Here is a 23,832-nt window from a genome sequence, read left to right as displayed (position 1 = left end):
TTTATTTTAACTTAATTTTCTGACAAACGAAATACTCTTTTAAATATAACCCTTATAAAAAATAGCTTCCTTATACAGGAATTTACCTTTTTATTTTTCTTGAAGTTTGTCATAATAATATTATTGTCTCAGTTTTCTTATACAAGGAGAGTTGTATTTATGTCGTTTTCATGGAAACGTTTCTTACAAATCGGGAAAATTATCTTCCCATTTGTTGTATTAACCATTGTATTCTTTCAAGCAAAAAAAGAATTAGCAGGCATTTCTTTTTTAGAAGCAATCAATACAATTAAAAACATTCCAACCGGAGGAGTCTTTTTAGCCATTACACTTGGTGCATTTGCCGTATCAACAATGTTCTTTTACGACTATGTTATGCTTCGTTATTTAAAAGCTGATATACCTGTCCAAAAGATTTTTCGTATCTCATGGATTGCTAATACCTTAAATGGATTTATTGGATTTGGTGGTCTCGTTGGAGCGGGTGTACGTACGATGCTTTATCGTCCATACATAAAAGAAAATGGCAAGCTGATTAAAAGTATCGCCTGGATGACAACTGCTTTTATTAACGGACTCGCTATTCTTTCATTCCTCGGCCTTATTGGAATATTAGACACAAGTTTTATTTTGCATGAAAAACCGTGGCTATGGCCTGTTTTGATCTTCTTCGCCCTTTTCGTCCCTATATACATTGGCTTTTCTAAACTAAAAAATAGAAAACCAAAGCAAACCGAAGGACAAGATGAACGAGAAGAAGAGAAAAATCCAACTGTTTTATACTCATTAGTTTCATTAGTTGAGTGGGTATCTGCTGGTATTGTTATGTACGTCATACTAATATTATTTGGCATTGATATCGAATTTCAAAAGTTTTTAGGTGTGTATGTAATTGCTGCTTTAGCTGGTGTTGTTAGTCTTGTACCTGGTGGACTTGGTTCATTTGACCTTGTCTTTTTAACTGGGCTCGGACAATATGGCATTGATACAGGCGTATTACTACCTGCTATGTTATTATATCGCCTCGTCTATTACATTTTACCATTCTGCCTTGGTCTTATTTTTGCAGCTTTTGAAATGACAGGCGTGGCCATTAAAAAGTTTGAAGACAAACCTTTTATTGCGCCTGCATTAGAAACAACTGGTGTTATATGGACTTTGCAGCGTGATTTTCTAGGAAAACTAGGTTCGTGGGCCTCTGCTGCTTTAACAGTATTTGCTGGATTAATGGTTATTTTATCGACCATTCTACCGACAAGTATAAACAGAGCACACGCCTTACATATTCTAGCTCCAAAACATCTTATTCAATTTTCTTTTAGCTTATCACTAACATTCGGTATTCTCCTCCTGATCCTTTCACGAGGCATATATTATGGAACAAAGCGTTCTTACTATATGACGATTATTTCTTTAATCGGAGCAGCTATCTTTAATACGCTAAAAGGGATTGATATTGAAGAAACGTTTATTTTATTAATTGTACTCGCTGTATTATATATGCTTCGTAAAAGATTTGTACGCGAGAAAATGGAAGTCTCACTTTCTGATATCGTAAAAGTTTTTATATTCTTACTTATAACTTTATATTTATATAAAAACTTAGGTATTTTATTTGCAGGTGCAAAAGAAGCTTTTAAACCTGATTTTGTCGTTCGTAATATTACGCAAGTAAAACGAAGTGCATTAGCAGCTGCCTTTTTCGTTCCTACATTTTTACTGATTGGCTCACTCATTGCTAATCGTTATCGAAATGAATTTCCCGGGCAACCAGCTAATGATAAAAGATTACAAAACTTTTTAGATGAACATGGCGGAAATGTACTTAGTCATTTAGGTTTCTTAGGCGATAAACAATTCTTCTTTAGTAGTGATGGGAAAGCGCTCCTTCTCTTCTCTATAACTGGAAAACGTCTTGTTGTACTAGGTGATCCAATTGGAGATCCTTCCTCCTACCGTACTGTGTTACAAGAGTTTTTAGCTGAAGCTGACCGATTTGGGTACATTTGTGTATTCTACCAAATCGAAAGTAAATGGATGAGTTTATATCATGATTTTGGTTACAACTTCTTTAAGCTTGGTGAAGAAGCTGTCGTTGATTTGAATACATTTACAATAACAGGAAAAAAACGCGCCGGTATGCGAGCGACTTTCAACCGTTTTGAACGAGAAGGCTATACATTCTCTATTCACCAGCCGCCGTTCTCAGATGAACTATTTGAAGAATTAAAAAAAGTTTCAGATGCGTGGCTCGGTGGAAAAAAAGAGAAAAGTTTCTCACTCGGATACTTTGATCGTGAATATATTAGCCGTGCTCCTATCGCTACATTATCTGATGCAGATGGAAAAATCATTGCATTCACGACATTTATGCCCGTATATCAAGACGGATCATTGTCTGTTGATTTAATGCGGTATTATCCAGATGCACCTAGCGGCATTATGGATGCCATTTTCATCCACCTATTCCAGTGGGCAAAAGAAAATGAATACCACTCCTTTAATATTGGCATGGCGCCACTTTCGAATGTAGGTTTATCGACACAATCTTTCTGGTCTGAACGAGTTGCCGCTGCCATCTTTAATAATGTTCGTTACACATATAGTTTCAGCGGGTTACGACATTTTAAAGAAAAATATAAACCAACATGGAGCGGTAAATATTTAGCATTTAGAAAGAATCATTCTTTACCAATTACAATGCTCTCTGTAACAAAATTAATAGGAAAAAGAAAAAACAGCTAAATAGTTAGCTGTTTTTTCTTTTTTGAACTTGTACAATAAATTCTTTTTCATATTTCTTACCATTTATATAGAAATCTCCCCATATTTTGTACGTTCCTTCAACGGGAAATGTAATACGGTATTGTAATTGTCCCTCTGTATCAACAGGGATTGCATATAAAAAATTTTCTCTCGTTTCATCCACAATATAGAGCGCCTCCACTTCTCCTCTCTCTGCATGTAATTTCAATTTCTCACCCTTTTTCGCTTGAAATTGAAATGTTAACGTCACTGGCTCATTCGGATGCAGTGCACCGAATAAAAGAGAAACTTCATACTCCCCTATTTTTTTTGTAAGTACACTATCGATTGGAAATTTTACTTTTTTCTTATTTTTCTCGTCTATTTCTTTCCCAAAATCTTTCTTCGCAAATGATTGCACAGACTTATTTTTGTCTTCATATAAAAATATTGTATATCCTTCATCTTTCGCTATTTTAGAAGATACTTTATATGATCCATTTCCTGCGAATGTAGGTTTCATTTGTTGTACATGTTTTAATTGTCCGTCTACAATAACTGCCCGAATTTGATCGTTCACACCACGAACTTCGTTATTTTTATTATTTAATAATTGAAATGAAATATTTGCTTTCTCATTTCCTTTTCCATTTGATACATCCCATTTTACTTCCTGAACATCACCTACAGTCTCTGTAGTTTCCTGATACTTTTTTATGTAAAATCCGCCTACTACAACAAATAACAAAGCAACAAGTCCAATGACAAGATTTTTCAAAACATCACCTACCATTTTTATAGTCTCTATTCATACAAAACTTCTTTCATATATATTCTAGATTATGATTTATGAAATCCTTCTGTTTTGCACATATTACAAAGGATAAAAAAGATTTTAATTGAAAGGATTCATAGTGTATAATGCAAATGATATTGATTTCTATCAATACATTATAAGGAGGACTTTTCATGAGTGTACATATTGAAGCAAAACAAGGTGAAATCGCTGAATCTATTCTATTACCTGGTGATCCATTGCGTGCAAAATATATTGCTGAAACATTTCTAGAGGACGTTACTTGCTATAATAACGTTCGTGGCATGTTAGGATTCACTGGAACTTATAAAGGAAAACGTGTATCTGTGCAAGGTACAGGTATGGGTGTTCCTTCTATTTCTATTTATGTAAACGAATTAATCCAAAGCTACGGAGTTAAAAATTTAATTCGCGTTGGAACTTGCGGTGCTATTCAAAAAGACGTAAAAGTACGTGACGTTATTATTGCAATGACAGCTTGTACGGATTCTAATATGAACCGTTTAACATTCCCAGGATTTGATTTTGCACCAGCTGCAAACTTCGACCTTCTAAAGAAAGCTTACGATGCTGGAACTGAAAAAGGCCTACACGTTCGTGTTGGTAACGTTTTAACAGCAGATGTATTTTACCGTGAGAGCATGGACATGGTGAAAAAGCTTGGAGATTACGGTGTACTAGCAGTAGAAATGGAAACAACTGCGCTTTACACATTAGCAGCGAAATACGGTGTAAATGCATTATCTGTCTTAACAGTAAGTGATCACATCTTCACTGGTGAAGAAACAACATCTGAAGAGCGTCAAACTACATTTAACGAAATGATTGAAATCGCTTTAGATGCAGCAATTCAACAATAATACATTAAAGAACTCGTCATACGTCTGTCGAGTTCTTTTTATGTGACTTTTTATTAAAAACTACTTTCAGAAGAGACAGATTTTCTCCTCTACTTTTTTGTAACGTTTGTTATAATTAAGAAATCATTTACAGTATTTCTCACAAGAGGTGACGCAGTGAAAAACAGAAGTATCGTCTTTAAACTATTCTTATTAACATCGACATTATTTACAATCATATTCCTCCTATTTTTCCTAGGACAATCTCTATTTTTAGAGAAATTTTATATTAATAAAAAAGTAAAAACAGTTCAAACTGCTTTTGAGGATTTCGTAGATACGTACGAAAAAAGTGGGAAAAGTTATGAAGAAATTCGAAAACTAAAACAAGAATTTCATGATAAAACAAATGCTGATATGCAATTTCTATCTCCTGAAGGCATTATTAAAAGTGACAACAATTACTATATTGATGTAATTAATCCTAAAAATAGTGAAGCATATTCCATTCCGCTCAATAATCTTTTAACGCCCGAAGAATATAAAAAATTTGAAAACTTAGGATTGAAAAAAGATGACATGATCAACGTCGTCGGTTGGGTACGAGGGAAAATAATAACACCACTAGAATTGACAACAAGTTATAATCGATGGCAAAACGAACGTATCAATTCAGATTTTTCATCCATTAATGGCAATCCTTCTAAAAATAGAATTACAAGCCGATACAAACCTGTGACTCAAATTGAGTTTACTGGTATTGTTTCTAAGTTACAGCTTCCATCCAAAGCGGATGTTCGTCTTGCAAATGATTTTGAAACATTACAAGCCGTTCAATATTTTGCAGATATTATTAGAAATGGTACTGCTAACTCGCATCAATTAAGCTATTTTCTACTAGATAGTGAAGAGAATATAAAAAATAGCATCTTTGTAAAGCCTATTATGGAAAATGGAAAGATTACAGAATATGCTTTTGCGATAGCATCCTTGCAACCTGTTAATGAAGCGATGCTCGTTTTGAAAGATTATTATGTCTATGCCTTAATCATCGTATTTCTCGTAATTATTTTGTTATCCTTCTACTACTCAAAAATTATTGTGAAACCATTAATTAAAATGAATCGTGTTACAAAAAAAATGGCCAATTTTGATTTTAGCGAGAAATTACCTGTAACAGCAGACGATGAAATTGGAGGGCTTTCCGGTAGTATTAATACGTTATCTGTAAATTTAAAAGACCGAATTGATCGATTAAATGTTGCCAATACAAAATTACAACAAGATATTGAACGTGAACGTCAATTAGAGAAAACGCGAAAAGAATTCATTTCTGGTGTATCACACGAATTAAAAACACCACTTAGTGTAATTAGAAGTTTCGCAGAAGGAATTAAAGATGGCGTTAGTAAAGATACGACGTATTACACAGATGTTATTTTAGAAGAAACCGAAAACATGAACAGACTTATTGTTGAAATGTTAGAATTAGCAAAATTAGAATCAGGTACGTACAAGCTAGATATGACGACATTCTCAATCGGTGAACTAATTCAACAAGTCTATACAAAGTTATTATTTAGCATGGAGGAAAAACATTTACAAGTGAATATAGATGTAGACCCTTCTATATTTGTGAAAGCGAATCGTAGTCGAATTGAACAAGTAGTTGTGAACTTACTTAGCAATGCAATTCGCTATACGCCAGATGGAGAAAAAATACAAGTCTCCGTTATAGAAATGGAAGATACAGTAAAAGTTGAAATCGAAAACACAGGAAACCCTATTCCAGAAGACAGTCTTGAAAAAATTTGGGATCGTTTCTACCGTTTAGATGCATCGCGTAGCCGTCATACTGGTGGTACTGGTCTTGGATTATCTATTGTTAAAAATATTTTAGACCTCCACCATGCCGAGTATGGTGTATATAATACGACTAATAGTGTTGTATTCTACTTTAATTTACAAAAAGTAAAAGAAGTCAAATAATTTGTCTTAATTTCACTAGGAGTTCACATGAAATTCACACTCTCCCTTTATAGTTAGAAACAAGTTAATCCTTTCCTTTACACATATAAAAGAGGAGAGTGCGTGAAATGAAACAAGCAGGACAACCTATTCAAAATGAAAAACAATTAGAAACTATCAAAAATATACTTTTACAATCTTCGAAACGTGATGGCTTATTATTCGTATTAGCTGTAAATTCTGGCTTAAAAGTAAGTGAAATCTTACAATTAAAAGTTAGTGATGTAATCGATGAAAATGAAAATGTTCGCCATTCCATTTTATTTTACAATGAAAAAGTAAAGAAACATAAATGGTTCGCTGTAAATGAAGACTTACAGCACGCAATCGAAGACTACATGAAAGAACGTAAAACTTGGAAACGTAATGAACCATTATTAAAGTCTCAAAAAGGAACAAAATCTATTACGAGACAACATGCGTGGTACATTTTAAACAAAGCTGCAAAAGAAGTTGGATTAGAAGGGATTAGCTCACATACACTTCGAAAAACTTGGGGATATTGTGCATACAAATCAGGTGTTGATATCGCATTTTTACAACACTTCTTTGATCATAGTACTCCATCAAAAACTTTAAAGTATATCGGTATTGCTTAATAACTCTTATACATAAAAAAGGTTACCATTTATAAATGGTAACCTTTTTTATGTTTCACATTCTCTTTTCTTGTCTCTCCTATATTGTAGTGGTACTCTAATAGTAAGGGGGAGAAATTATGAACACTTTAACAATTGAATTACCGAAAGAAACGGCTGAAAAACTTGATTTATTAAAACAAGCTTATGAAAAGAAAACAGGTGCTTCTATTTCTGAGAGCACTCTTGTTCAAACACTTATCTCAAAAGAATTTATCCAAGCGATAACTCCTTTTGATTTACAACAATTCATCACTGGAAAAGAACAGCATTAATTGCTGTTCTTTTTTTATACTTTATCCCGCATTAACGGGCAGTAAGACCCCCACCTCAAAATTCAGCGGAAGTAAAGAAGTTAGATGGAGGTCGGGCTGCCCGTAAAAGCCCGATTGGTGAGGGCTGATAATCAGTGGGGGATGAACAAAACCTCACTGATTATCAGGGGTTTGCAGGAAATCTACCTCGAAACAATTCTTTACTTTAGCCAAACTCCTATTAGGGATCTCCCTATCGTTACTATCCCATAAAAAATTTTTTATTTATTTTCAGGAAAACCATTGACAATGATAATGATAACCATTATCATTTATTACGAAGCCAACAATTGATGAATCAACCAAACGCTCAGTAACATTGTTACCCCTCTTTTTCATATAGAAAGGCACTGTACATTCCCCCTGTTTGTACAGTGCCTTTCTTGTTTATTATCACTCAAACAAATTTAATTGCTCAGGCTTTGGCTCACCATATGTAATGTTCATCATTTTCATAAGCTGTTTCGCATTATCAGCTGCATCTCCGCCTGAATTATTGTTAAATAATACGTATATGTCCTTTGTCTGCTTTTTTAATTGTTCTAGTCTTTCTACCCATTCTTCTAATTCTTTATTGTTGTAGCGATATAAGCAACGAACCGCTCTCCAATTTTCCCCTTTATCAAGCCAGCCATGAACATTTCGGCCATGAAAACGGATTAACACCATCTCTGCATTCGTCACTTCTAATACGAGTGGTACTGAACCCATCCCTGCCTGTGGCTCATCACAAATTGTATGAATCCATTTTTCTTGCTCTAGAAACTGTAACGTCTTATCTCTCATTTCTGGATAAAACCATGTTTGATTTCGAAATTCTATTGCACACGGCAAACCTTCCATTTTTTCTTTCGTATATCGAAGAAAATCTACATTTTTCTTTTTACAATCAAACCATGGTGGATATTGAAATAAAATGGTTTTTAATTTACCAGCTTCAATTAAAGGAAGAATAGATTGTTTATATACATCAAACATCTCATCGAACGTAGAAAAAGGAACTTCACCTTTCATATGTCCTGTCATTCCTTGATATGCTTTGACGATAAAAGAAAAATCTTTCGGTGTTTCCATTGCCCATTTTGTATAGTTTCGTGCAGGTTGCATCGCATAAAATGAACTATCCACTTCTACTATAGGGAAATACTCACTATATGTTCGTAATTTATTTCTATTTTCATAGGGGTCTATATATAAAGAATCATGATCTCCCCACCCTGTTACTCCAATGAAAAGCAAATATATTCCTCCCTTTTTAACTTCACCTACTATCCATTCTACTCACTTCCTGAACACTTCGACCAATCAATTTCATTAAGTAGTCCCTTCTTTAAGAGTATCCGTATAAAAATATGATATAATAGATGGAAGAATTTTTAAATTGAGGGGTTATTTATTTATGCTTCCAAAAGATGATATTGTGTCTCATGAAAAACGAATAGACGAATTAGAAAATAAAGTACGTTTTTATGAAGAACTTGTGAATCAATTACCACATCATTTTACATATAAAAATCCACAGATTGGTTTACAAATAAAGAAAACGAGATCAACTCATTCTATTCAAAACATACAAAAAGAGAATAAAGAGGCTGATTTTCAGCTTACTTGCGATTCATTATTTTTATTTAAACAACTTGAAACATACTTTGTTCATATTTTTGATGCTTTTTCACATCATGTAACCTTTGTTGATAATAAGGGAAATATAACTTTATGTAATCAGGCTGCGGCAGATGATTTTGGTGTAGTACGAAATGATATAATCGGAAAGCCAATTCAACAATTACTAAAATTACCTGAAGAAAAAATTAAAGCTCTTGAAACATTAAGAACAGGCACAGAAATATATAATGAAGAAGTTTTAGACAAAAACTATGGTATTTTAAATAACCGAATTATTCGTGATTATAACGGAGAAATTTTTAGAGTTATTAGTGTCTTTCATTATTTAAACACAGAACGTGATGCAGAAAAATTTTCGTTAGCAGGGCGAATCGCAGCTGGTATTGCACATGAAGTCCGTAATCCTCTTACAACCGTACGAGGTTATTTACAATTTTTACAAGAAACTGTTTCTCCATCTAATAAAGAACTATTTAAAAACTTACTTATTCCTGAATTAGATCGCGCAAATAGTATCATTACAAAATTTTTATCTATTTCAAAAACACGTGAATTTACAAGAGAACCCTTTCCAATTAATACATTTTTACGTGAGTATATTCAACAGTTACTAGCTAGTGAAGTCTTTTTACATAACATTTCAATTGATTATAATTTTTCTACCGAATTAGATGATATTTTAGTTCATATTGATCGTCATGAACTTGTGCAAGTTTTTTTAAACTTATTCCAGAACGCTGTCGATGCTCAAGGGGAAAAAAAACTTTCTATCCAAATTACTAGTTACCGCCTAGATAATTTTGTTCGTATTACTTTCACTGATAATGGGACTGGTATTCCATCAGCGATTCAAGAATATATCTTTGATCCATTCTTCTCAACAAAAGATTCCGGTACAGGACTCGGCTTGGCAGTAACGAAAAAAATTATTCAAAATCATAACGGTACATTAAAAATGACTAGTAATGAAGATGGTACTACTTTTACTATTTCAATTCCAATCTTACCTAAAACAGCCCTTGAAAGATTAAATCAAGACAAATAAAATTCAATCCACGAACTGCATGTCAATTGTTAAATCCCTTAACAATCGACATGCAGTTTTTTATGTTGAACTTTTCTTCTTTACATTATATGAAACCTTCTCTATATCTTACTTATTTGTTTGCCAAGCGGGCCAATTTCTTATTTTTTTAGAAATGGTAGTTTGTCCATCACGGATTTAGTATAAATTTCATTTTAATATATAGTAATGACTATTGATTCTATGAAAGAAAGGAATGAAAAGATGAACAATAAAAATAAAGGAAAAGTATTTTATGGTAATGACTGTTGCGAAGTCAGAGCTTGTAGTCATATTAACATCTCTAAGTCCGAACTTACAGAATTTGTCATACTTCTTCAAGCTCTTGGCCAAGCTATTCAAGCTGTCTTTCAAAACCCTTCTCAAAATAATATCGATAACTTAATCGCTGCCCTAAATAACTTACAAAAATTTCTCAATTGCTTAGATTTATCTCCAGCACAAAAACAAATTGGAAATTCTATCATTGCTAATCTATTAACTATTTTAAGAACAACACCTTTCTCATGCGGAGCGTTGTACGTTGAACTACAAAGCCTGCTTAATTATTTATTGTATATCGCTAAGTTATTCAAAGTAGATTGTTGTACGACCGACAAACTAGTTAAACTTATAACAGAGATCCAAGCTATCCTAGTTCAATACGGATCAGGTTGTCTTGGAGGCGGAGGCGCAACAGGGGCTACTGGTGCTACCGGCGCTACTGGCGCTACTGGGCCTCAAGGACCGGCGGGGGCTACGGGGGCTACGGGTGCTACTGGGCCTCAAGGACCAGCGGGGGCTCAAGGTGCTACTGGACCTCAAGGACCTCAAGGCGCTCAAGGACCTGCAGGTGTTCAAGGCGCTACTGGACCTCAAGGGCCTCAAGGTATTCAAGGGCCAGCAGGGGCTACTGGCGCTACTGGGCCTCAAGGTGTTCAAGGGCCAGCGGGGGCTACTGGCGCTACGGGGGCTCAAGGACCTCAAGGCGCAACAGGGGCTACTGGCGCTACGGGGGCTCAAGGACCTCAAGGTGTTCAAGGACCAGCGGGCGCTACTGGCGCTACGGGGGCTCAAGGACCTCAAGGCGCAACAGGGGCTACTGGCGCTACGGGGGCTCAAGGACCTCAAGGTGTTCAAGGGCCAGCAGGGGCTACTGGCGCTACGGGGGCTCAAGGACCTCAAGGCGTTCAAGGGCCAGCGGGCGCTACTGGCGCTACGGGGGCTCAAGGACCTCAAGGCGTTCAAGGGCCAGCGGGCGCTACTGGCGCTACGGGGGCTCAAGGACCTCAAGGTGTTCAAGGGCCAGCAGGGGCTACTGGGCCTCAAGGCGTTCAAGGACCAGCAGGGGCTACCGGCGCTACGGGGGCTCAAGGACCTCAAGGTGTTCAAGGGCCAGCAGGGGCTACTGGGCCTCAAGGCGTTCAAGGACCAGCAGGGGCTACCGGCGCTACGGGGGCTCAAGGACCTCAAGGTGTTCAAGGGCCAGCAGGGGCTACCGGCGCTACGGGGGCTCAAGGACCTCAAGGCGTTCAAGGACCAGCGGGCGCTACTGGCGCTACGGGGGCTCAAGGACCTCAAGGTGTTCAAGGGCCAGCAGGGGCTACCGGCGCTACGGGGGCTCAAGGACCTCAAGGCGTTCAAGGACCAGCGGGCGCTACCGGCGCTACGGGGGCTCAAGGACCTCAAGGCGTTCAAGGACCAGCGGGCGCTACCGGCGCTACGGGGGCTCAAGGACCTCAAGGCGTTCAAGGACCAGCGGGCGCTACCGGCGCTACGGGGGCTCAAGGACCTCAAGGCGTTCAAGGACCAGCGGGCGCTACCGGCGCTACGGGGGCTCAAGGACCTCAAGGCGTTCAAGGACCAGCGGGCGCTACTGGCGCTACGGGGGCTCAAGGACCTCAAGGCGTTCAAGGGCCAGCGGGCGCTACTGGGCCTCAAGGACCAGCAGGCGCTACAGGGGCTACTGGTGCTCAAGGTGCTACTGGTGCTCAAGGTGCTACTGGTGCAACCGGACCAGCGGGTACACCAATTCCTGTAACGATCGCGGCAATCGGAAACTCAAATCCACAAACTATATCACCTGGAACAAACCTTCAATTCAATCAAGTGTTTGAATTAACTAATATCTCTTTCAATGATACTTCAGATACTTTAACGATTTTAGAAACAGGCGTATATGATATTAGTTTCTCAGCGTCTACAACTTTCCCAGGGTCTTCACCATTTGGATTCGGTATTTCATTCAATGGTCAACCACCTACTCGTAATTTCTCAACTAACGTTATCGGTAGTGCTGTTTCTTTCTCTACAATTGTTACTTTACAAGCTGGTACAACGATTTCTATACAGCCTACAGCAAACACTATTTCTATTCCTAACACAGGCGATACAACAGCAACACTATCTGTATTCCGAATTTACTAATTTTCGCTTAAAAAGTATATTTAAAATAATATGTATCGTTTAACCGTGCATTAAATCTCTCTTTATATAGAAAGGAGCACTTATTTGGGAGGATAAGTGCTCCTTCTTTACGTTTCTTTACCTCAAATTTACTCTATCTTAATCCTTATTTTGTATGATAAATAGTGAAGTCAAAGATATGAAAGAGGGATGCAAATGAGAGTTATGTCACTAATACGCATTTGGTTTGCACTTATGGTATGCATTATTTTATGTGTAGGATTTTTTTTAACTCTAAAATATTCCACTATATCAAAAGCAGAGAGAAAAACTGCTCCATACAAACTTTTGTATACAAAACAAAGCAACATCCCTTATTCCAATTCCACAAATAATGAAAAAAGGGTTATAAAAGGAATGCTTATTACGAAAGCTTCTAGTTCCGAGGCGTTACTCCAAATTGCTGAAACGATTAAAAATCAGTATACAAATAAAAAAATCGATGAAATTACACTTTCTATCCACAATGAGAATAACGGTAATTACGAAGAAGAATTACCTTATGAACCTATAAGCAAAGGTAGAATAAGTGTCACATACGATTCCGAATCCTATGGCAGTACGAACATTATACTTAACGAATAATAGCTAATAAGGATAGATGAAAATCTCTATCATTTAAAGTTTCATTTTGTTTTTCATACAAAAAAGAGGCGAATTTCGTTATTCGCCTCTTTCTTTTACCAAAATGAAGGAATCCATTCTTTCACTTTATCAAGCCACTCTTGTTGCTCTTGTTTTCGTTGTTGTTCTTCTTCTTTCCTTCTCTTCTCTTCTTCTTTTCTTCGTTTTTCTTCTTCTATTGTAGTCAATTGTTTTTTATAATCAGCCTCAGAAATGAGCGATAACTGAAATGCTTTTTGAGCTGGATTTGCGTTCGCTTTTTTCATAATATCCCGGAACATTGTCGTCGTAATTTGACTACCACCCGGAACATAATGATCGCTATCGGTTTTATCATATCCTACCCAAATCGCACCTACCAAATCTGGTGTGTATCCAACAAACCATGAATCCTTTGCACCGGTGCTCGGGCCATTTACAATTTGAGTAGTTCCTGTCTTACCTGCCGTATCAACATTATTAACTTTTGCCTTTTCGCCCGTGCCCTTTTCGACAACACCTTTTAATAAATATGTCATTTTTTGAGAAACTTTCTCACTCGTCACTCGTGTCTCTTTCTTATACCACTTTCCAAGCGTTTCACCTTCAGCATTTTGTATCTCCCTAATTGCATGAGCTTCCACTTGGACTCCGTCATTTGCAAATGTACTGTATGCTTGAGCCATTACAAATGGAGATGTCCCCACATGCATACCGCCTAAAGCAATCGGATACGTACGATCTTCTGGCACTAATGGAATACCAAATCGCTCTAAAGATTTCAATCCTTTATCTAATCCAATTTGTTCTAATAGCCACACAGCTGAAACATTATACGACTTTGCTACGGCTTCATACATTGTCACATCACCGTGAAAAGTATGATCGCTATTTTGTGGTTTATATTCTTTAATGTTAAATGGTTCATCTTTTAATATATCGTATACTTCATATCCTTGTTCTAACGCTGGTACATATACAGCCAAAGGTTTTAACGTTGAGCCCGGTTGTCTTTTTAATTGGGTTGCATGGTTAAACTGTAAAAACTGATACGGCCCTCTGCCTCCAACTAAAGCTGGTATACCACCTGTTTTGGGATTCATAAGAACTACACCCGTTTGCATGAGTTGGTCTGAGCCACTATCTTTGAAATAACTATCATTATTCACAACGTCTTCTACGGCCTGTTGTTTTTTCGGGTCAAGCTCTGTATAAATACGATAACCACCTGCTAAAATTTCATTTTGTGTTAATTCGTACTTGTCCATCGCCTCTCTAACAATATAGTCTACATATTGAGAGTATTTTCCCTTGTATTTATCATCAACGCCACGTTTTAACACAAGTCCACTCTCTTTTTCTTTATTATACTGTTCGTCCGAAATATACCCTTGCTCTTTCATTAAACTTAATACGACATTACGTCTTTCAATTGACTTGTTAAAGTTTTTATAAGGTGAATACGCAGATGGTGCTTTAATCAAGCCCGCAATCGTTGCTGCTTCTGAAATTGTTAAATCTTTTACATCTTTATCAAAATAAGATTTAGCTGCTCTTTTTATACCCCAAGCACCTTCACCAAAATAAATTTGGTTCATATACATTTCAATGATTTCATCTTTCGTATACGTACGCTCTATTTTTTTTGTTAAAAAATATTCCTTAATTTTTCGAGAGTATGTGCGGTCTTGTGTCAGAAATACATTTTTCGCAAGTTGTTGTGTAATTGTACTTCCCCCTGCTACAACTTCTCCTGCTGTAATATTTTTAAAAACTGCACTTATAATTCCACTATAGTAAATCCCGTGATGGTTAAAAAATTCCTTATCTTCTACTGCAACAATGGCCTGAACCATAATATCAGGAATATCTTTCTTTTTTACGCCTTCTGTTTTAGAAGAAGCTAATTTAGTCGCAACTTCATTATTTGCATCATAAATTAAGGTCGGCTGCGGAACAGCTTGCTTTAATTCAGATATGTCTTGAATAGAAATTATTATATTTATAGCAATAAATAGAGTAGCGAGCAAACTTCCTAATACAATTAATGAATTACGAAGCTTCTTCCTCTTGTTGAACCACTCCTGCATTTTTTTTAAGTGAGTGTTCTTCAATTTCATTCGTTCACTTCCTTCGTTTGTTTACACTCTTCTTTTCAAAAGGAAGAATATACCTCCTTTTAAATTTATTATAATAACGTAGTCTTTCCTGTAGTGTAAAGCTTTTCTTTCACATTCATACTTTTTGCAAGAAAAGGACATTCTACAAGTAAGATATTCAATATTGATTATTAATATTATTAATACAACAATAAGAGTTATGTTAAGTTTTTGTAAACTTTTCGATAAAATGTTTTAAAAAACGACAGTTTTTTGTTAGAATTGACTAGCCAATATATTTTACATATATTACTTTTGTGGGGGTAACTAATAATGGTCTTTAAATCAAAAAAAGATAAATTTTCTGAAATGTTAATGAATGTTTCCGAAAATTTAAAAGAAGGCGCGCAGTTTTTCGTGGAGTATAAAATTAAAAATGCTAGCGATTTAAAAGAGTTTTCTATGCGCATGAAAGAGTATGAGTCAAAAGGTGACTCATTTATTCACGAAATCATTATGGAGCTAAACAAAGCGTTTATTACTCCTATTGAACGTGAGGACATCCTACAGCTTGCAATGAGTATGGATGATGTATTAGACGGATTAGATCATAGTGCTGGTCTATTCGAAATGTATTCTATTACAGAAGCTGATGAATACATGATTAAATTCGTAGAAGCAATTAATCAATGTGCGATTGAAATTGCAAACTCTGTTGAATTAATGTCTAACAAAAAATTAGTCGACATTCGTACAAATGCGATTAAGATTAAAGATTATGAATCACAATGTGATGATATTCGCCGTCACGCGATTAAGCACTTATTCTCTCGTGAAAAAGATCCAATTAAGATCATTCAATACAAAGAGATTTACGAAGAGCTTGAAGAAGTAGCGGATAGCTGCCAAAGCGTTGCAAACGTATTAGAAACAATTATTATGAAGAACGCGTAAGGAGTTTGATCATGGATACACTCTTGATACTGACCGTTTTAGTAGTCATTTGCGCTTTAGCTTTTGACTTTATTAATGGATTTCACGATACAGCAAACGCTATTGCAACGGCTGTTTCAACGAAAGCTCTAAAGCCTAGACATGCAATTATTATGGCAGCTATTATGAACTTTTTAGGTGCGATGACATTTACAGGTGTAGCAAAAACGATTACGAAAGATATCGTTGATCCGTTCGCTTTACAAAATGGTTCTCTTGTAATTTTAGCCGCTTTACTTGCGGCAATAGCATGGAATTTGATTACTTGGTACTACGGTATTCCAAGTAGTTCTTCGCATGCAATCATTGGCTCCATCGCAGGTGCAGCTATCGCTGCTGCTGGTTTTAGTTCATTAAACTTTAAAGGATTCATAAAAATTATTGAAGCTTTAATCATTTCACCAATTATCGCATTTGTTATTGGTTATATCGTATACAGTATTTTTAAAGTCGTCTTTAAAAACTTTAATTTAACGAAGACGAACAAAAACTTCCGTATATTCCAGATTTTCACTGCTGCATTACAAGCTTATACACATGGTACGAATGATGCGCAAAAAGCAATGGGAATTATTACAATGGCTCTTATGGCGAATAGTTATCATACTTCTAGCGACATCCCGTTCTGGGTACAATTATCTTGTGCCATTGCAATGGGTCTTGGTACTTCTGTCGGCGGATGGAAAATTATTAAAACTGTCGGTGGACAAATTATGAAAATTCGTCCTGTAAATGGTGTAGCTGCTGATTTATCATCATCTCTTGTTATTTTCGGGGCAACATTCATTCACTTACCAGTTAGTACGACGCACGTTATCTCCTCTTCTATTTTAGGGGTTGGTGCTTCTCATCGTGTAAAAGGTGTAAAATGGGGAACTGCAAAACGCATGTTGATTACTTGGGTTATTACACTTCCTATTTCAGCTTCATTAGCTGCTTTATTTTATTCTTTATTACACTTAATCTTTTAATTAAAAGTCGTCTTCCTTATTTTTCTAGGAAGACGACTTTTTTGTGAACAAAGCTTTTTCTCATGAAAAAGCGTGTATAATAATTGGTGGATAAGTTATATAGAGGAGTTGGCAATTTTGGAATACATCATGTTACTTTTCATCGGGCTAATCGCCGGGACAGTCGGGAGTCTAGTCGGACTTGGCGGCGGAATTATTATTGTTCCGTTATTAATCGGATTACATAGCCTGTCACCACAACTTGCAGTAGGAACTTCAATGGTAACAGTCGTTTTTACGGGACTATCTTCCACCCTTACTTATATGAAGCATAAAAGAGTAGATTACAAAAGTGGACTTATTTTATTTATCGGGAGTGGCCCTGGTGGTATCATCGGCTCGTGGGCGAATAAATTTTTAAACCAAGATACATTTTCTTTATATTTTGGGATTTTTCTTATTTTTGTCTCCATTCTTCTTATGTTACGAGACAAATTAAAACCCCTTTCTTTATCAAATATGACTGTAATCAAGCGCTCTTTTACAGATAACGAAGGAAACACTGTACACTATCAATTCCCACCGCTTCTCGCTATCTTTATCGCCTTTATAGTTGGTTTTATATCTGGATTATTTGGAATTGGTGGCGGTGCTTTACTTGTTCCAGCAATGATGCTACTTTTTGCATTCCCAGCACATATTGCTGTAGCAACTTCGATGTTTATCGTATTTCTATCAGCAATTGTAAGTTCTGCAACTCACATCTCCCTTGGAAATGTCAGCTGGATTTACGCATTAATTCTTATTCCTGGTGCATGGATTGGTGGAAAAATCGGGGCATATATTAATACAAAATTAAGCGGTAACGCCGTAATTAATTTATTGCGTATCACATTAATTATTCTTGGGACTAGATTAATCATTACTTCTTTTTTATAACGCGTTCTTTTTAGAATGCGTTTTTTCTTATACACATGAATATAAAAATCCTCCTAAGAGAACAAATAAAATTAGACAAACACATAATAACATGTAATTGGAAATATGTACTTTCTTCACGTTGACCACTCCTATGACTGCGACTGTTATCTTTATGATAGCGAAAAAATAATTCAGTTGCAGTTACAAAGTGCTAACAATGCAAAATCATTTATTACAAATTTTATCCTTATATTTCATTTCTTTGTATATTCTATCGGTTTAATAAAAAAAGATGTCATATTGACATCTTTTTTAATGAAGAAGTGACCATCCCATAAAATCTTCATGTACTTGGCACGCCCTCTTATCGTTTCGATCATATAATTCAGCATAACTATCTGTTTCTTCATCATAAGCCATCGTATAAATAATTTGGCCATCTACTTCAACGGATAACACGACTCCACCTTTCATCTCTTCTACATGAATGATGGCATTCGCTGGAATTCTCATATCCGTCATTTTTATCGCATCTAACAATATACTAAACCCCCTACAGCGTATTCATTGCTAGTACTATTACACACTAAATAGTATACTACTGTAATAGCATATATTTCGTCAATGAAATTGCTGTTGTAAAGTATATTATCTTTATACATATACGCTAACATACAAGAAATAGAGATGTTTAAATGGGGGGCTAACATTGATTTTACACAAAGGAGATGTACTATTCCGTCAAGGTGAGGACGGTCCTTTATATTTTATAAAAACAGGTTTATTAAAAGTAGTAAGGTTAGAAGAAAATGGAACACCATTTCTATTCAATATTATCGTTCCAGGAGAAACTATACCTCACCATTCTTTAATTTCACCGAAGGAATATCACGGTACAGCAATCGCTTTAATGAAAACAGAAGTTGAACCTATAATGAGTAATGAATGGTATGATCAACTTCAAGCGGATCCTGCATCATATGCAAATATCGCTATGCAATTACAGTCAAAATTAAGAATGATGCAGCAACGTATCGACCAATTGACGACCGTCTCTCCGAAAGAACGCCTTCATCGCTTACAAGAATGGTTCACACTATATTTAGGTGACATTCCTATATATGAAATATTAACGCAAACTGAAATTGGTCAACTGATCGGTATACGCCGTGAAACAGTAAATCGACTATTACGAGAACAAATAAAAAACGAGGTAAAATAACACCTCGTTTTTTTTTGCTTCTTAAAGCTCAATTTATTGTAAACTTGCTGCTGGACCGAAAAATTCATAATGAATATGTTCTTGTTTCACACCTAAATCAGTTAGTACAGCATTTATATATTTCATAAATGGTATTGGACCACAGAAATAAAACTCTGCTTCAGTTGTCGGAATAATAGTTTGTAACCATTCTCTTTCAACAAAACCTTCTTTATCAAAGTTCTTCATTTCTAAATCTTTTTCAGTTGGTGCAGAATAACAAGTATATGCTTTAACTTGTTCATATTCATTATCTACTGCCTCAACGTGTTCTTTCATTGCATGTGTATTACTATTTATCGCTGCATGAACAAAACATACATTACGTTTTGAATCTTGTTCAATTAACGTATTTAGCATACTCATCATTGGTGTAATACCTACTCCACCACTAATTAAGACAACTGGTAAAGTTGAATCCATATTTAATACGAAATCCCCTGCTGGTGCACTTACTGGTAACATATCGCCTTCTTTTACATGATCATGTAAGTAATTAGATACTTTACCATCCGGCGTATCTATACCTTTTTCTTTCTTTACACTAATACGATAATATTCTTTTCCAGGAGCATCTGATAAGCTATATTGACGATTATGTGTATATGTTTCACCTTCGATATTTATTTGAACCGTTACATATTGTCCCGGGATGAATGAAGAAACTTTCCCTCCATCTTCAGGTTTTAAATAAAATGACGTAATAACATCGCTTTCCTTCACTTTTTTAACAACTACAAAGTTACGGAAATCTTTCCATCCACCTTCTTTATGTGCCGCTTCTTCATACATCTCTGCTTCAATGCTAATGAATGCATCAGCAATGACACCATACGCTTCTCCCCATGCGTTTAATACTTCATCAGGTGCACCTGCGACCTCTTTAATTGCACGTAATAAACATGTACCTACAATCGGATAATGCTCTGCTTTAATACCTAAACTTCTATGCTTATGACCAATTTGTTTTACAACTGGAATAATAGCTTTTAAATTATCAATGTACGTTGCAGCTGCATAAACAGCATTCGCTAACGCTTGTTGTTGTCTTCCCTTTTTCTGATTTGTATGGTTGAAAATATTCAATAACTCCGGATGTTCCGAAAATAAAATTTCATAAAATCTCGTTGTAATTTCAACGCCTTTTTCCTGTAATAATGGTACTGTTGACTTTACGATTTCAATTGTTTTTTCACTTAACATTGTATCCCACTCCTCTATTTCCTTAACTGTTTTTAGTTTAACTGAATTGTATAATACAGATTGTGATTTTAATCACTATTAACACGGTGTTTTTGTGAAAAATATATGAACATTGAACTTACAAAATAAAATAAGCCAACTAGAATGCTAGCTAGCTCGCTTATTATTTAGACTGTATCGCTTGTTCAATTACCCTTATATCTTTCCCATCTCCAACTTCTGTATACCCCCAGATGTTCGTTTCACCCCTATATTTATTTACAATAATGTCTAAGTCATGGTATACGCGATGTGCATACACTACATACTCAATATTTTGGAGCTCCACACCTTTTTTTACAATTTCATAGCTTCTATTTACATCACGTTTTATTTTTTCATTCTTTATGTCTGTATGTATATTTTTTAACGATGATTCTTGTTGTTGAAACCATTGTTTAAATTGGTTCCAGTCCCCTTCTGTATAATTCTCTGCTTTACCATAATTTAAGAAATTATTATAACTTTCATGTGTCATACGAATAAAATCTAGTACTTTTGTCTCTTCTTGCACATCTTCTATTTCAGCTGTTGTACTTATCTCAGCGGGCTTATTCGCATAATGTAATAATACTTTCATAAGACTATAGCTCGCAATGATCATTACGATAATAATCACGAATACATTTAACAATTTCTTCATATACAGAACTCCTTCTCTACTAAAGATATTACAATGTATGACTATACTTGTAACATTCTCTCGTAGAAATATAATTCCTGTATAAATTCTTCCTATCATTTCGACAATATTCTTTTATACATTTCTCGTTGGCAAATGTTCTTGTAAAACAATATATCCTTCATAAGCTACGTAGCCAAGTATAGCCATTAATCCGATATAACAAGCAAATACCGTCCATTTCGTTTTTGTATCCACTTTATAGTAGTTTTCCTGTTGTCTCTTTTCCGCATCCCATTCCTCTAATTTTCTTTCTGACATTTCAAATGCTTCTCTTATATGAATGGTATGTGTTTCTTTTTCATCTTCATACGGGACGTAATCCAGTGGCTCAAACTTCGGTAACAAATACTCTAACACTTCAATCTTTTGAAATTCTCCTGTTTTTAATTCTTTCTCTCTTTCTTTTTGCCTTAATACATTTATTTCATGTTGCATCATATATATATTTCGATGCACAGCACCAGTTTCTTTTAACTCCTCTTCAAGCCTTGCAACATATTCTTTCATTCCATCAATTTTATATCCTAATTCCTTAATTGGCTCATCTCTTTTTATTACTCTATACAATTCCATACAGCCGATAATAACAATAAATCCTCCCAAAATACTTTTAAAATAAATTGAATACCCAAGTAATAAAACAAGCCCCGCTCCCCAAATTTTCGTACTTACAACTGAAATAATCCGTCCCCCGTCTAACGGAGAAACCGGAATTAAATTAAAGAAATTAATCATACTTCCGAGTAAAATAATGAGCGCCCAAAACGGCTCTTTCGTTATCATATAAAGTGGAATAGCCGGTAAAAATGAAAGTAATCCGAAAAGAGGTCCCATATAGGCAATATATGCTTCATCTTTTGCATTTTTAGGCATCTCTTTCATCCCAATAAGAGCGCCCATAAATGGAATAAATATTGCTGGCGATGTTGGTATACCTTTTCTTTTCGCAGCCCATAAATGGCCCATTTCATGAATAAACAACAAATAAATGAGCGCTACCCCAAATTTCCAACCATATATAACCGCGTACGCACCAAGTGATAGAAACATACTAAATACCGTTGAAAACTTTGCTAATTTAAAAATTGCAAATACCCACTTTAACTTAGAAAGTAAAAATAGCCCTATTGCAACAAGAATTCCCCATAATCCTTTTTTATTATTTTTCATATTCCTCTCCTTTATCTTTCATTAATGAATCATATACATTCATCAAAGCTTGTTCTTTTCTCTATTATGACATATTTTTTTCTATTGTTAGAAATAATGTTTATATAATCCATTTTTAGCCAAAAATATAAATAAAAGGAGGTGTGCACAATTGAATTTACAATCTCTCATAATAGGCGCTCTATCGTTTTTAGCTTCAACTCTTATTTTTTATACCGTTAGTTACGTATTATTATTAGATTTGTTGCCCAATCACGTATTTATTGCCCTTATCATCCTTTCCGCTCTTATGATTTCTTTCCTTATTACACGAAAATCAATGAATGAGCCATCTGCAAAAGCAAAGTAATAGAGAGGGGCGTCCCCTCTCTATTATCATTTCCTAGGAAAGTACATATAAAATTGACAAATTTTTATTCACCCCAATCCGTAAGGACTAAATAAAGATTCACTTTACCTTTGTAAATTCATTTTTTCACCATACTCTTTAACAATTTGAATAATATTTTGAAAAACACCTATTTTTTCTTGTTTACTATTTAATATTTTTAAATCATAATTTTCATAATATGTTTCTAATGACTTTAATTGTGATTCTGAAGCACCTTGTACCGGAACAGTAGCATGCAATTCATACTGTTTATATCCTTCCTTTACCTTTTCTCCTAAGATTTTTTCACTCTCTTTTGCTCCAATTAATTTTTGAACTTTTTCTGGAAAAATAACCTGCAAATAGTATTTTTGTTCCTTCTCTAACTTGTTGTATAGTGATTGTGAAATCGTATACCGTACTGTATAATTCACTTTTTGATCGCCCGCTTTAATATGAAACGCGGTAATCTGCAAATCTTTTTTCGTTACTTCCGTTAAAGGACCTACTTGTATCTCATCTTCTTTTTGTTCTGATACATTTGGAAATATAGCCAAAAGCTTTTCTGTATCCTTTTTATTCAGCATATACATAGCTTTCTTATGTTGTATCCATCCTTTTCTGTCCTCTCCTCTTAGCCATGCATAATATGTTTCCTTTTTCCCACCTCTACTAATTTGTATTTCATATTCAGGTTCACCGAAGCTACCTGTTATTTCTTGTTTCTCAGCTTTATCTATAATGTCTATTACTACATTAGCTTCAGATTCCTGTAACTTTTTCTCTTTATCTTTTTTTTGTATAACGGTTACCTCTATTGTTTCTTTCACTTCATTCACCGTCTCTTCCACTTTTTTTGTTTCTTTTTTTTGCTCAACTTGACTACAAGATGCTAGTAACATAGCAAATAATAGCACTACATATTTCCTTCTCACCTTAATCCTCCTTTTACAATAAGAAACTCTTATAATCTTCATATAAAAAACAAAAACGTGACACACT

21 protein-coding genes are annotated in these 23,832 nt (G+C 35.3%); 13 read left to right on the top strand and 8 right to left on the bottom strand.

What is annotated here, in order from left to right; all coding sequences use genetic code 11:
* Positions 1–159: 159 nt before the first annotated feature.
* Positions 160–2,745 (top strand): bifunctional lysylphosphatidylglycerol flippase/synthetase MprF, encoded by a 2,586-nt coding sequence (gene mprF / locus NLJ82_RS07595; RefSeq protein ID WP_000010860.1) that lies wholly within the window; start codon positions 160–162, stop codon positions 2,743–2,745.
* Positions 2,746–2,749: 4 nt separating this feature from the next.
* On the opposite strand, the gene NLJ82_RS07590 is transcribed toward mprF, so the two are convergent.
* Entirely contained in the window at positions 2,750–3,538 is a 789-nt protein-coding gene (locus NLJ82_RS07590; protein WP_000232628.1) for a DUF8832 domain-containing protein, read from the bottom strand.
* Between the two features lie 176 nt (positions 3,539–3,714).
* On the opposite strand from NLJ82_RS07590, the gene deoD reads away from it, so the two are divergent.
* The 4 genes from deoD (at position 3,715) to NLJ82_RS07570 (ending at position 7,342) form a co-directional block, all read left to right on the top strand.
* On the top strand, positions 3,715–4,422 hold the full coding sequence (gene deoD / locus NLJ82_RS07585) for a purine-nucleoside phosphorylase (RefSeq protein WP_000110707.1): 708 nt from the start codon (positions 3,715–3,717) through the stop codon (positions 4,420–4,422).
* Positions 4,423–4,578: 156 nt separating this feature from the next.
* Positions 4,579–6,390: a sensor histidine kinase gene (locus NLJ82_RS07580; protein WP_000797491.1), complete on the top strand. Its 1,812-nt coding sequence runs from the start codon at positions 4,579–4,581 to the stop codon at positions 6,388–6,390.
* Between the two features lie 107 nt (positions 6,391–6,497).
* Positions 6,498–7,028 (top strand): tyrosine-type recombinase/integrase, encoded by a 531-nt coding sequence (locus tag NLJ82_RS07575; RefSeq protein ID WP_000806236.1) that lies wholly within the window; start codon positions 6,498–6,500, stop codon positions 7,026–7,028.
* A 119-nt stretch (positions 7,029–7,147) separates the two neighbouring features.
* Complete coding sequence (locus NLJ82_RS07570) at positions 7,148–7,342, top strand: DUF3924 domain-containing protein (RefSeq protein WP_001094858.1); 195 nt, start codon at positions 7,148–7,150, stop codon at positions 7,340–7,342.
* Between the two features lie 432 nt (positions 7,343–7,774).
* Here NLJ82_RS07570 and NLJ82_RS07565 read toward each other — a convergent pair whose 3' ends face one another.
* Positions 7,775–8,620 carry a DUF72 domain-containing protein gene (locus tag NLJ82_RS07565; protein WP_000897343.1) on the bottom strand — a complete coding sequence of 282 codons (846 nt, stop codon included), beginning with the start codon at positions 8,618–8,620 and terminating at the stop codon, positions 7,775–7,777.
* Between the two features lie 160 nt (positions 8,621–8,780).
* Between NLJ82_RS07565 and NLJ82_RS07560 the strand changes: the two genes are divergently transcribed.
* The 3 genes from NLJ82_RS07560 to NLJ82_RS07550 all read left to right on the top strand — a co-directional run bounded on the left by NLJ82_RS07560 (position 8,781) and on the right by NLJ82_RS07550 (position 13,121).
* Positions 8,781–10,052, top strand: a complete 1,272-nt coding sequence (locus NLJ82_RS07560; protein WP_000937007.1) for a PAS domain-containing sensor histidine kinase — start codon at positions 8,781–8,783, stop codon at positions 10,050–10,052.
* Positions 10,053–10,295: 243 nt separating this feature from the next.
* Positions 10,296–12,497, top strand: coding sequence for a Gly-Xaa-Xaa repeat protein (locus NLJ82_RS07555; protein ID WP_001060602.1), 2,202 nt, complete (start codon positions 10,296–10,298; stop codon positions 12,495–12,497).
* A 195-nt stretch (positions 12,498–12,692) separates the two neighbouring features.
* Positions 12,693–13,121 carry a hypothetical protein gene (locus tag NLJ82_RS07550; RefSeq protein ID WP_001265566.1) on the top strand — a complete coding sequence of 143 codons (429 nt, stop codon included), beginning with the start codon at positions 12,693–12,695 and terminating at the stop codon, positions 13,119–13,121.
* Between the two features lie 95 nt (positions 13,122–13,216).
* Here the strand turns inward: NLJ82_RS07550 and NLJ82_RS07545 are convergent, their stop codons facing one another.
* Complete coding sequence (locus NLJ82_RS07545; protein ID WP_000769281.1) at positions 13,217–15,259, bottom strand: transglycosylase domain-containing protein; 2,043 nt, start codon at positions 15,257–15,259, stop codon at positions 13,217–13,219.
* A 312-nt stretch (positions 15,260–15,571) separates the two neighbouring features.
* Between NLJ82_RS07545 and NLJ82_RS07540 the strand changes: the two genes are divergently transcribed.
* The 3 genes from NLJ82_RS07540 to NLJ82_RS07530 all read left to right on the top strand — a co-directional run bounded on the left by NLJ82_RS07540 (position 15,572) and on the right by NLJ82_RS07530 (position 18,120).
* Positions 15,572–16,192, top strand: coding sequence for a DUF47 domain-containing protein (locus tag NLJ82_RS07540; protein ID WP_000231448.1), 621 nt, complete (start codon positions 15,572–15,574; stop codon positions 16,190–16,192).
* 11 nt (positions 16,193–16,203) lie between these two features.
* Positions 16,204–17,202 (top strand): inorganic phosphate transporter, encoded by a 999-nt coding sequence (locus NLJ82_RS07535; protein ID WP_000380271.1) that lies wholly within the window; start codon positions 16,204–16,206, stop codon positions 17,200–17,202.
* Positions 17,203–17,319: 117 nt separating this feature from the next.
* Entirely contained in the window at positions 17,320–18,120 is an 801-nt protein-coding gene (locus NLJ82_RS07530) for a sulfite exporter TauE/SafE family protein (RefSeq protein ID WP_000455758.1), read from the top strand.
* A gap of 294 nt (positions 18,121–18,414) precedes the next feature.
* Here the strand turns inward: NLJ82_RS07530 and NLJ82_RS07525 are convergent, their stop codons facing one another.
* Positions 18,415–18,642, bottom strand: coding sequence for a hypothetical protein (locus NLJ82_RS07525; protein WP_000882907.1), 228 nt, complete (start codon positions 18,640–18,642; stop codon positions 18,415–18,417).
* A gap of 169 nt (positions 18,643–18,811) precedes the next feature.
* On the opposite strand from NLJ82_RS07525, the gene NLJ82_RS07520 reads away from it, so the two are divergent.
* Positions 18,812–19,324: a Crp/Fnr family transcriptional regulator gene (locus NLJ82_RS07520; protein WP_000600590.1), complete on the top strand. Its 513-nt coding sequence runs from the start codon at positions 18,812–18,814 to the stop codon at positions 19,322–19,324.
* Between the two features lie 33 nt (positions 19,325–19,357).
* Here NLJ82_RS07520 and hmpA read toward each other — a convergent pair whose 3' ends face one another.
* The 3 genes from hmpA to NLJ82_RS07505 all read right to left on the bottom strand — a co-directional run bounded on the left by hmpA (position 19,358) and on the right by NLJ82_RS07505 (position 22,460).
* Positions 19,358–20,566, bottom strand: a complete 1,209-nt coding sequence (gene hmpA / locus NLJ82_RS07515; RefSeq protein WP_000947721.1) for an NO-inducible flavohemoprotein — start codon at positions 20,564–20,566, stop codon at positions 19,358–19,360.
* 163 nt (positions 20,567–20,729) lie between these two features.
* Complete coding sequence (locus NLJ82_RS07510) at positions 20,730–21,248, bottom strand: hypothetical protein (protein ID WP_000735215.1); 519 nt, start codon at positions 21,246–21,248, stop codon at positions 20,730–20,732.
* 114 nt (positions 21,249–21,362) lie between these two features.
* On the bottom strand, positions 21,363–22,460 hold the full coding sequence (locus NLJ82_RS07505) for a site-2 protease family protein (RefSeq protein WP_000794508.1): 1,098 nt from the start codon (positions 22,458–22,460) through the stop codon (positions 21,363–21,365).
* Between the two features lie 151 nt (positions 22,461–22,611).
* On the opposite strand from NLJ82_RS07505, the gene NLJ82_RS07500 reads away from it, so the two are divergent.
* Positions 22,612–22,809, top strand: coding sequence for a hypothetical protein (locus tag NLJ82_RS07500; protein WP_001053353.1), 198 nt, complete (start codon positions 22,612–22,614; stop codon positions 22,807–22,809).
* 104 nt (positions 22,810–22,913) lie between these two features.
* Here the strand turns inward: NLJ82_RS07500 and NLJ82_RS07495 are convergent, their stop codons facing one another.
* Positions 22,914–23,765, bottom strand: a complete 852-nt coding sequence (locus NLJ82_RS07495; RefSeq protein ID WP_001253243.1) for a YhfM domain-containing protein — start codon at positions 23,763–23,765, stop codon at positions 22,914–22,916.
* Positions 23,766–23,832: the final 67 nt, after the last annotated feature.

It is taken from the genome of Bacillus paranthracis (assembly GCF_024296885.1).
Taxonomy (GTDB): Bacteria; Bacillota; Bacilli; order Bacillales; family Bacillaceae_G; genus Bacillus_A; species Bacillus_A paranthracis.
The sequence above is the reverse complement of the archived record's forward strand: the minus strand, read 5'-3'. Positions and strand labels throughout refer to the sequence as shown.

Coding starts and splice junctions, on each gene's coding strand:
- NLJ82_RS07505 (WP_000794508.1), bottom strand. CDS start 22,460: ATGAAAAATAATAAAAAAGGATTATGGGGAATTCTTGTTGCAATAGGG.
- hmpA (WP_000947721.1), bottom strand. CDS start 20,566: ATGTTAAGTGAAAAAACAATTGAAATCGTAAAGTCAACAGTACCATTA.
- NLJ82_RS07510 (WP_000735215.1), bottom strand. CDS start 21,248: ATGAAGAAATTGTTAAATGTATTCGTGATTATTATCGTAATGATCATT.
- mprF (WP_000010860.1), top strand. CDS start 160: ATGTCGTTTTCATGGAAACGTTTCTTACAAATCGGGAAAATTATCTTC.
- NLJ82_RS07555 (WP_001060602.1), top strand. CDS start 10,296: ATGAACAATAAAAATAAAGGAAAAGTATTTTATGGTAATGACTGTTGC.
- NLJ82_RS07570 (WP_001094858.1), top strand. CDS start 7,148: ATGAACACTTTAACAATTGAATTACCGAAAGAAACGGCTGAAAAACTT.
- NLJ82_RS07550 (WP_001265566.1), top strand. CDS start 12,693: ATGAGAGTTATGTCACTAATACGCATTTGGTTTGCACTTATGGTATGC.
- NLJ82_RS07590 (WP_000232628.1), bottom strand. CDS start 3,538: ATGGTAGGTGATGTTTTGAAAAATCTTGTCATTGGACTTGTTGCTTTG.
- NLJ82_RS07545 (WP_000769281.1), bottom strand. CDS start 15,259: ATGAAATTGAAGAACACTCACTTAAAAAAAATGCAGGAGTGGTTCAAC.
- deoD (WP_000110707.1), top strand. CDS start 3,715: ATGAGTGTACATATTGAAGCAAAACAAGGTGAAATCGCTGAATCTATT.
- NLJ82_RS07560 (WP_000937007.1), top strand. CDS start 8,781: ATGCTTCCAAAAGATGATATTGTGTCTCATGAAAAACGAATAGACGAA.
- NLJ82_RS07575 (WP_000806236.1), top strand. CDS start 6,498: ATGAAACAAGCAGGACAACCTATTCAAAATGAAAAACAATTAGAAACT.
- NLJ82_RS07535 (WP_000380271.1), top strand. CDS start 16,204: ATGGATACACTCTTGATACTGACCGTTTTAGTAGTCATTTGCGCTTTA.
- NLJ82_RS07540 (WP_000231448.1), top strand. CDS start 15,572: ATGGTCTTTAAATCAAAAAAAGATAAATTTTCTGAAATGTTAATGAAT.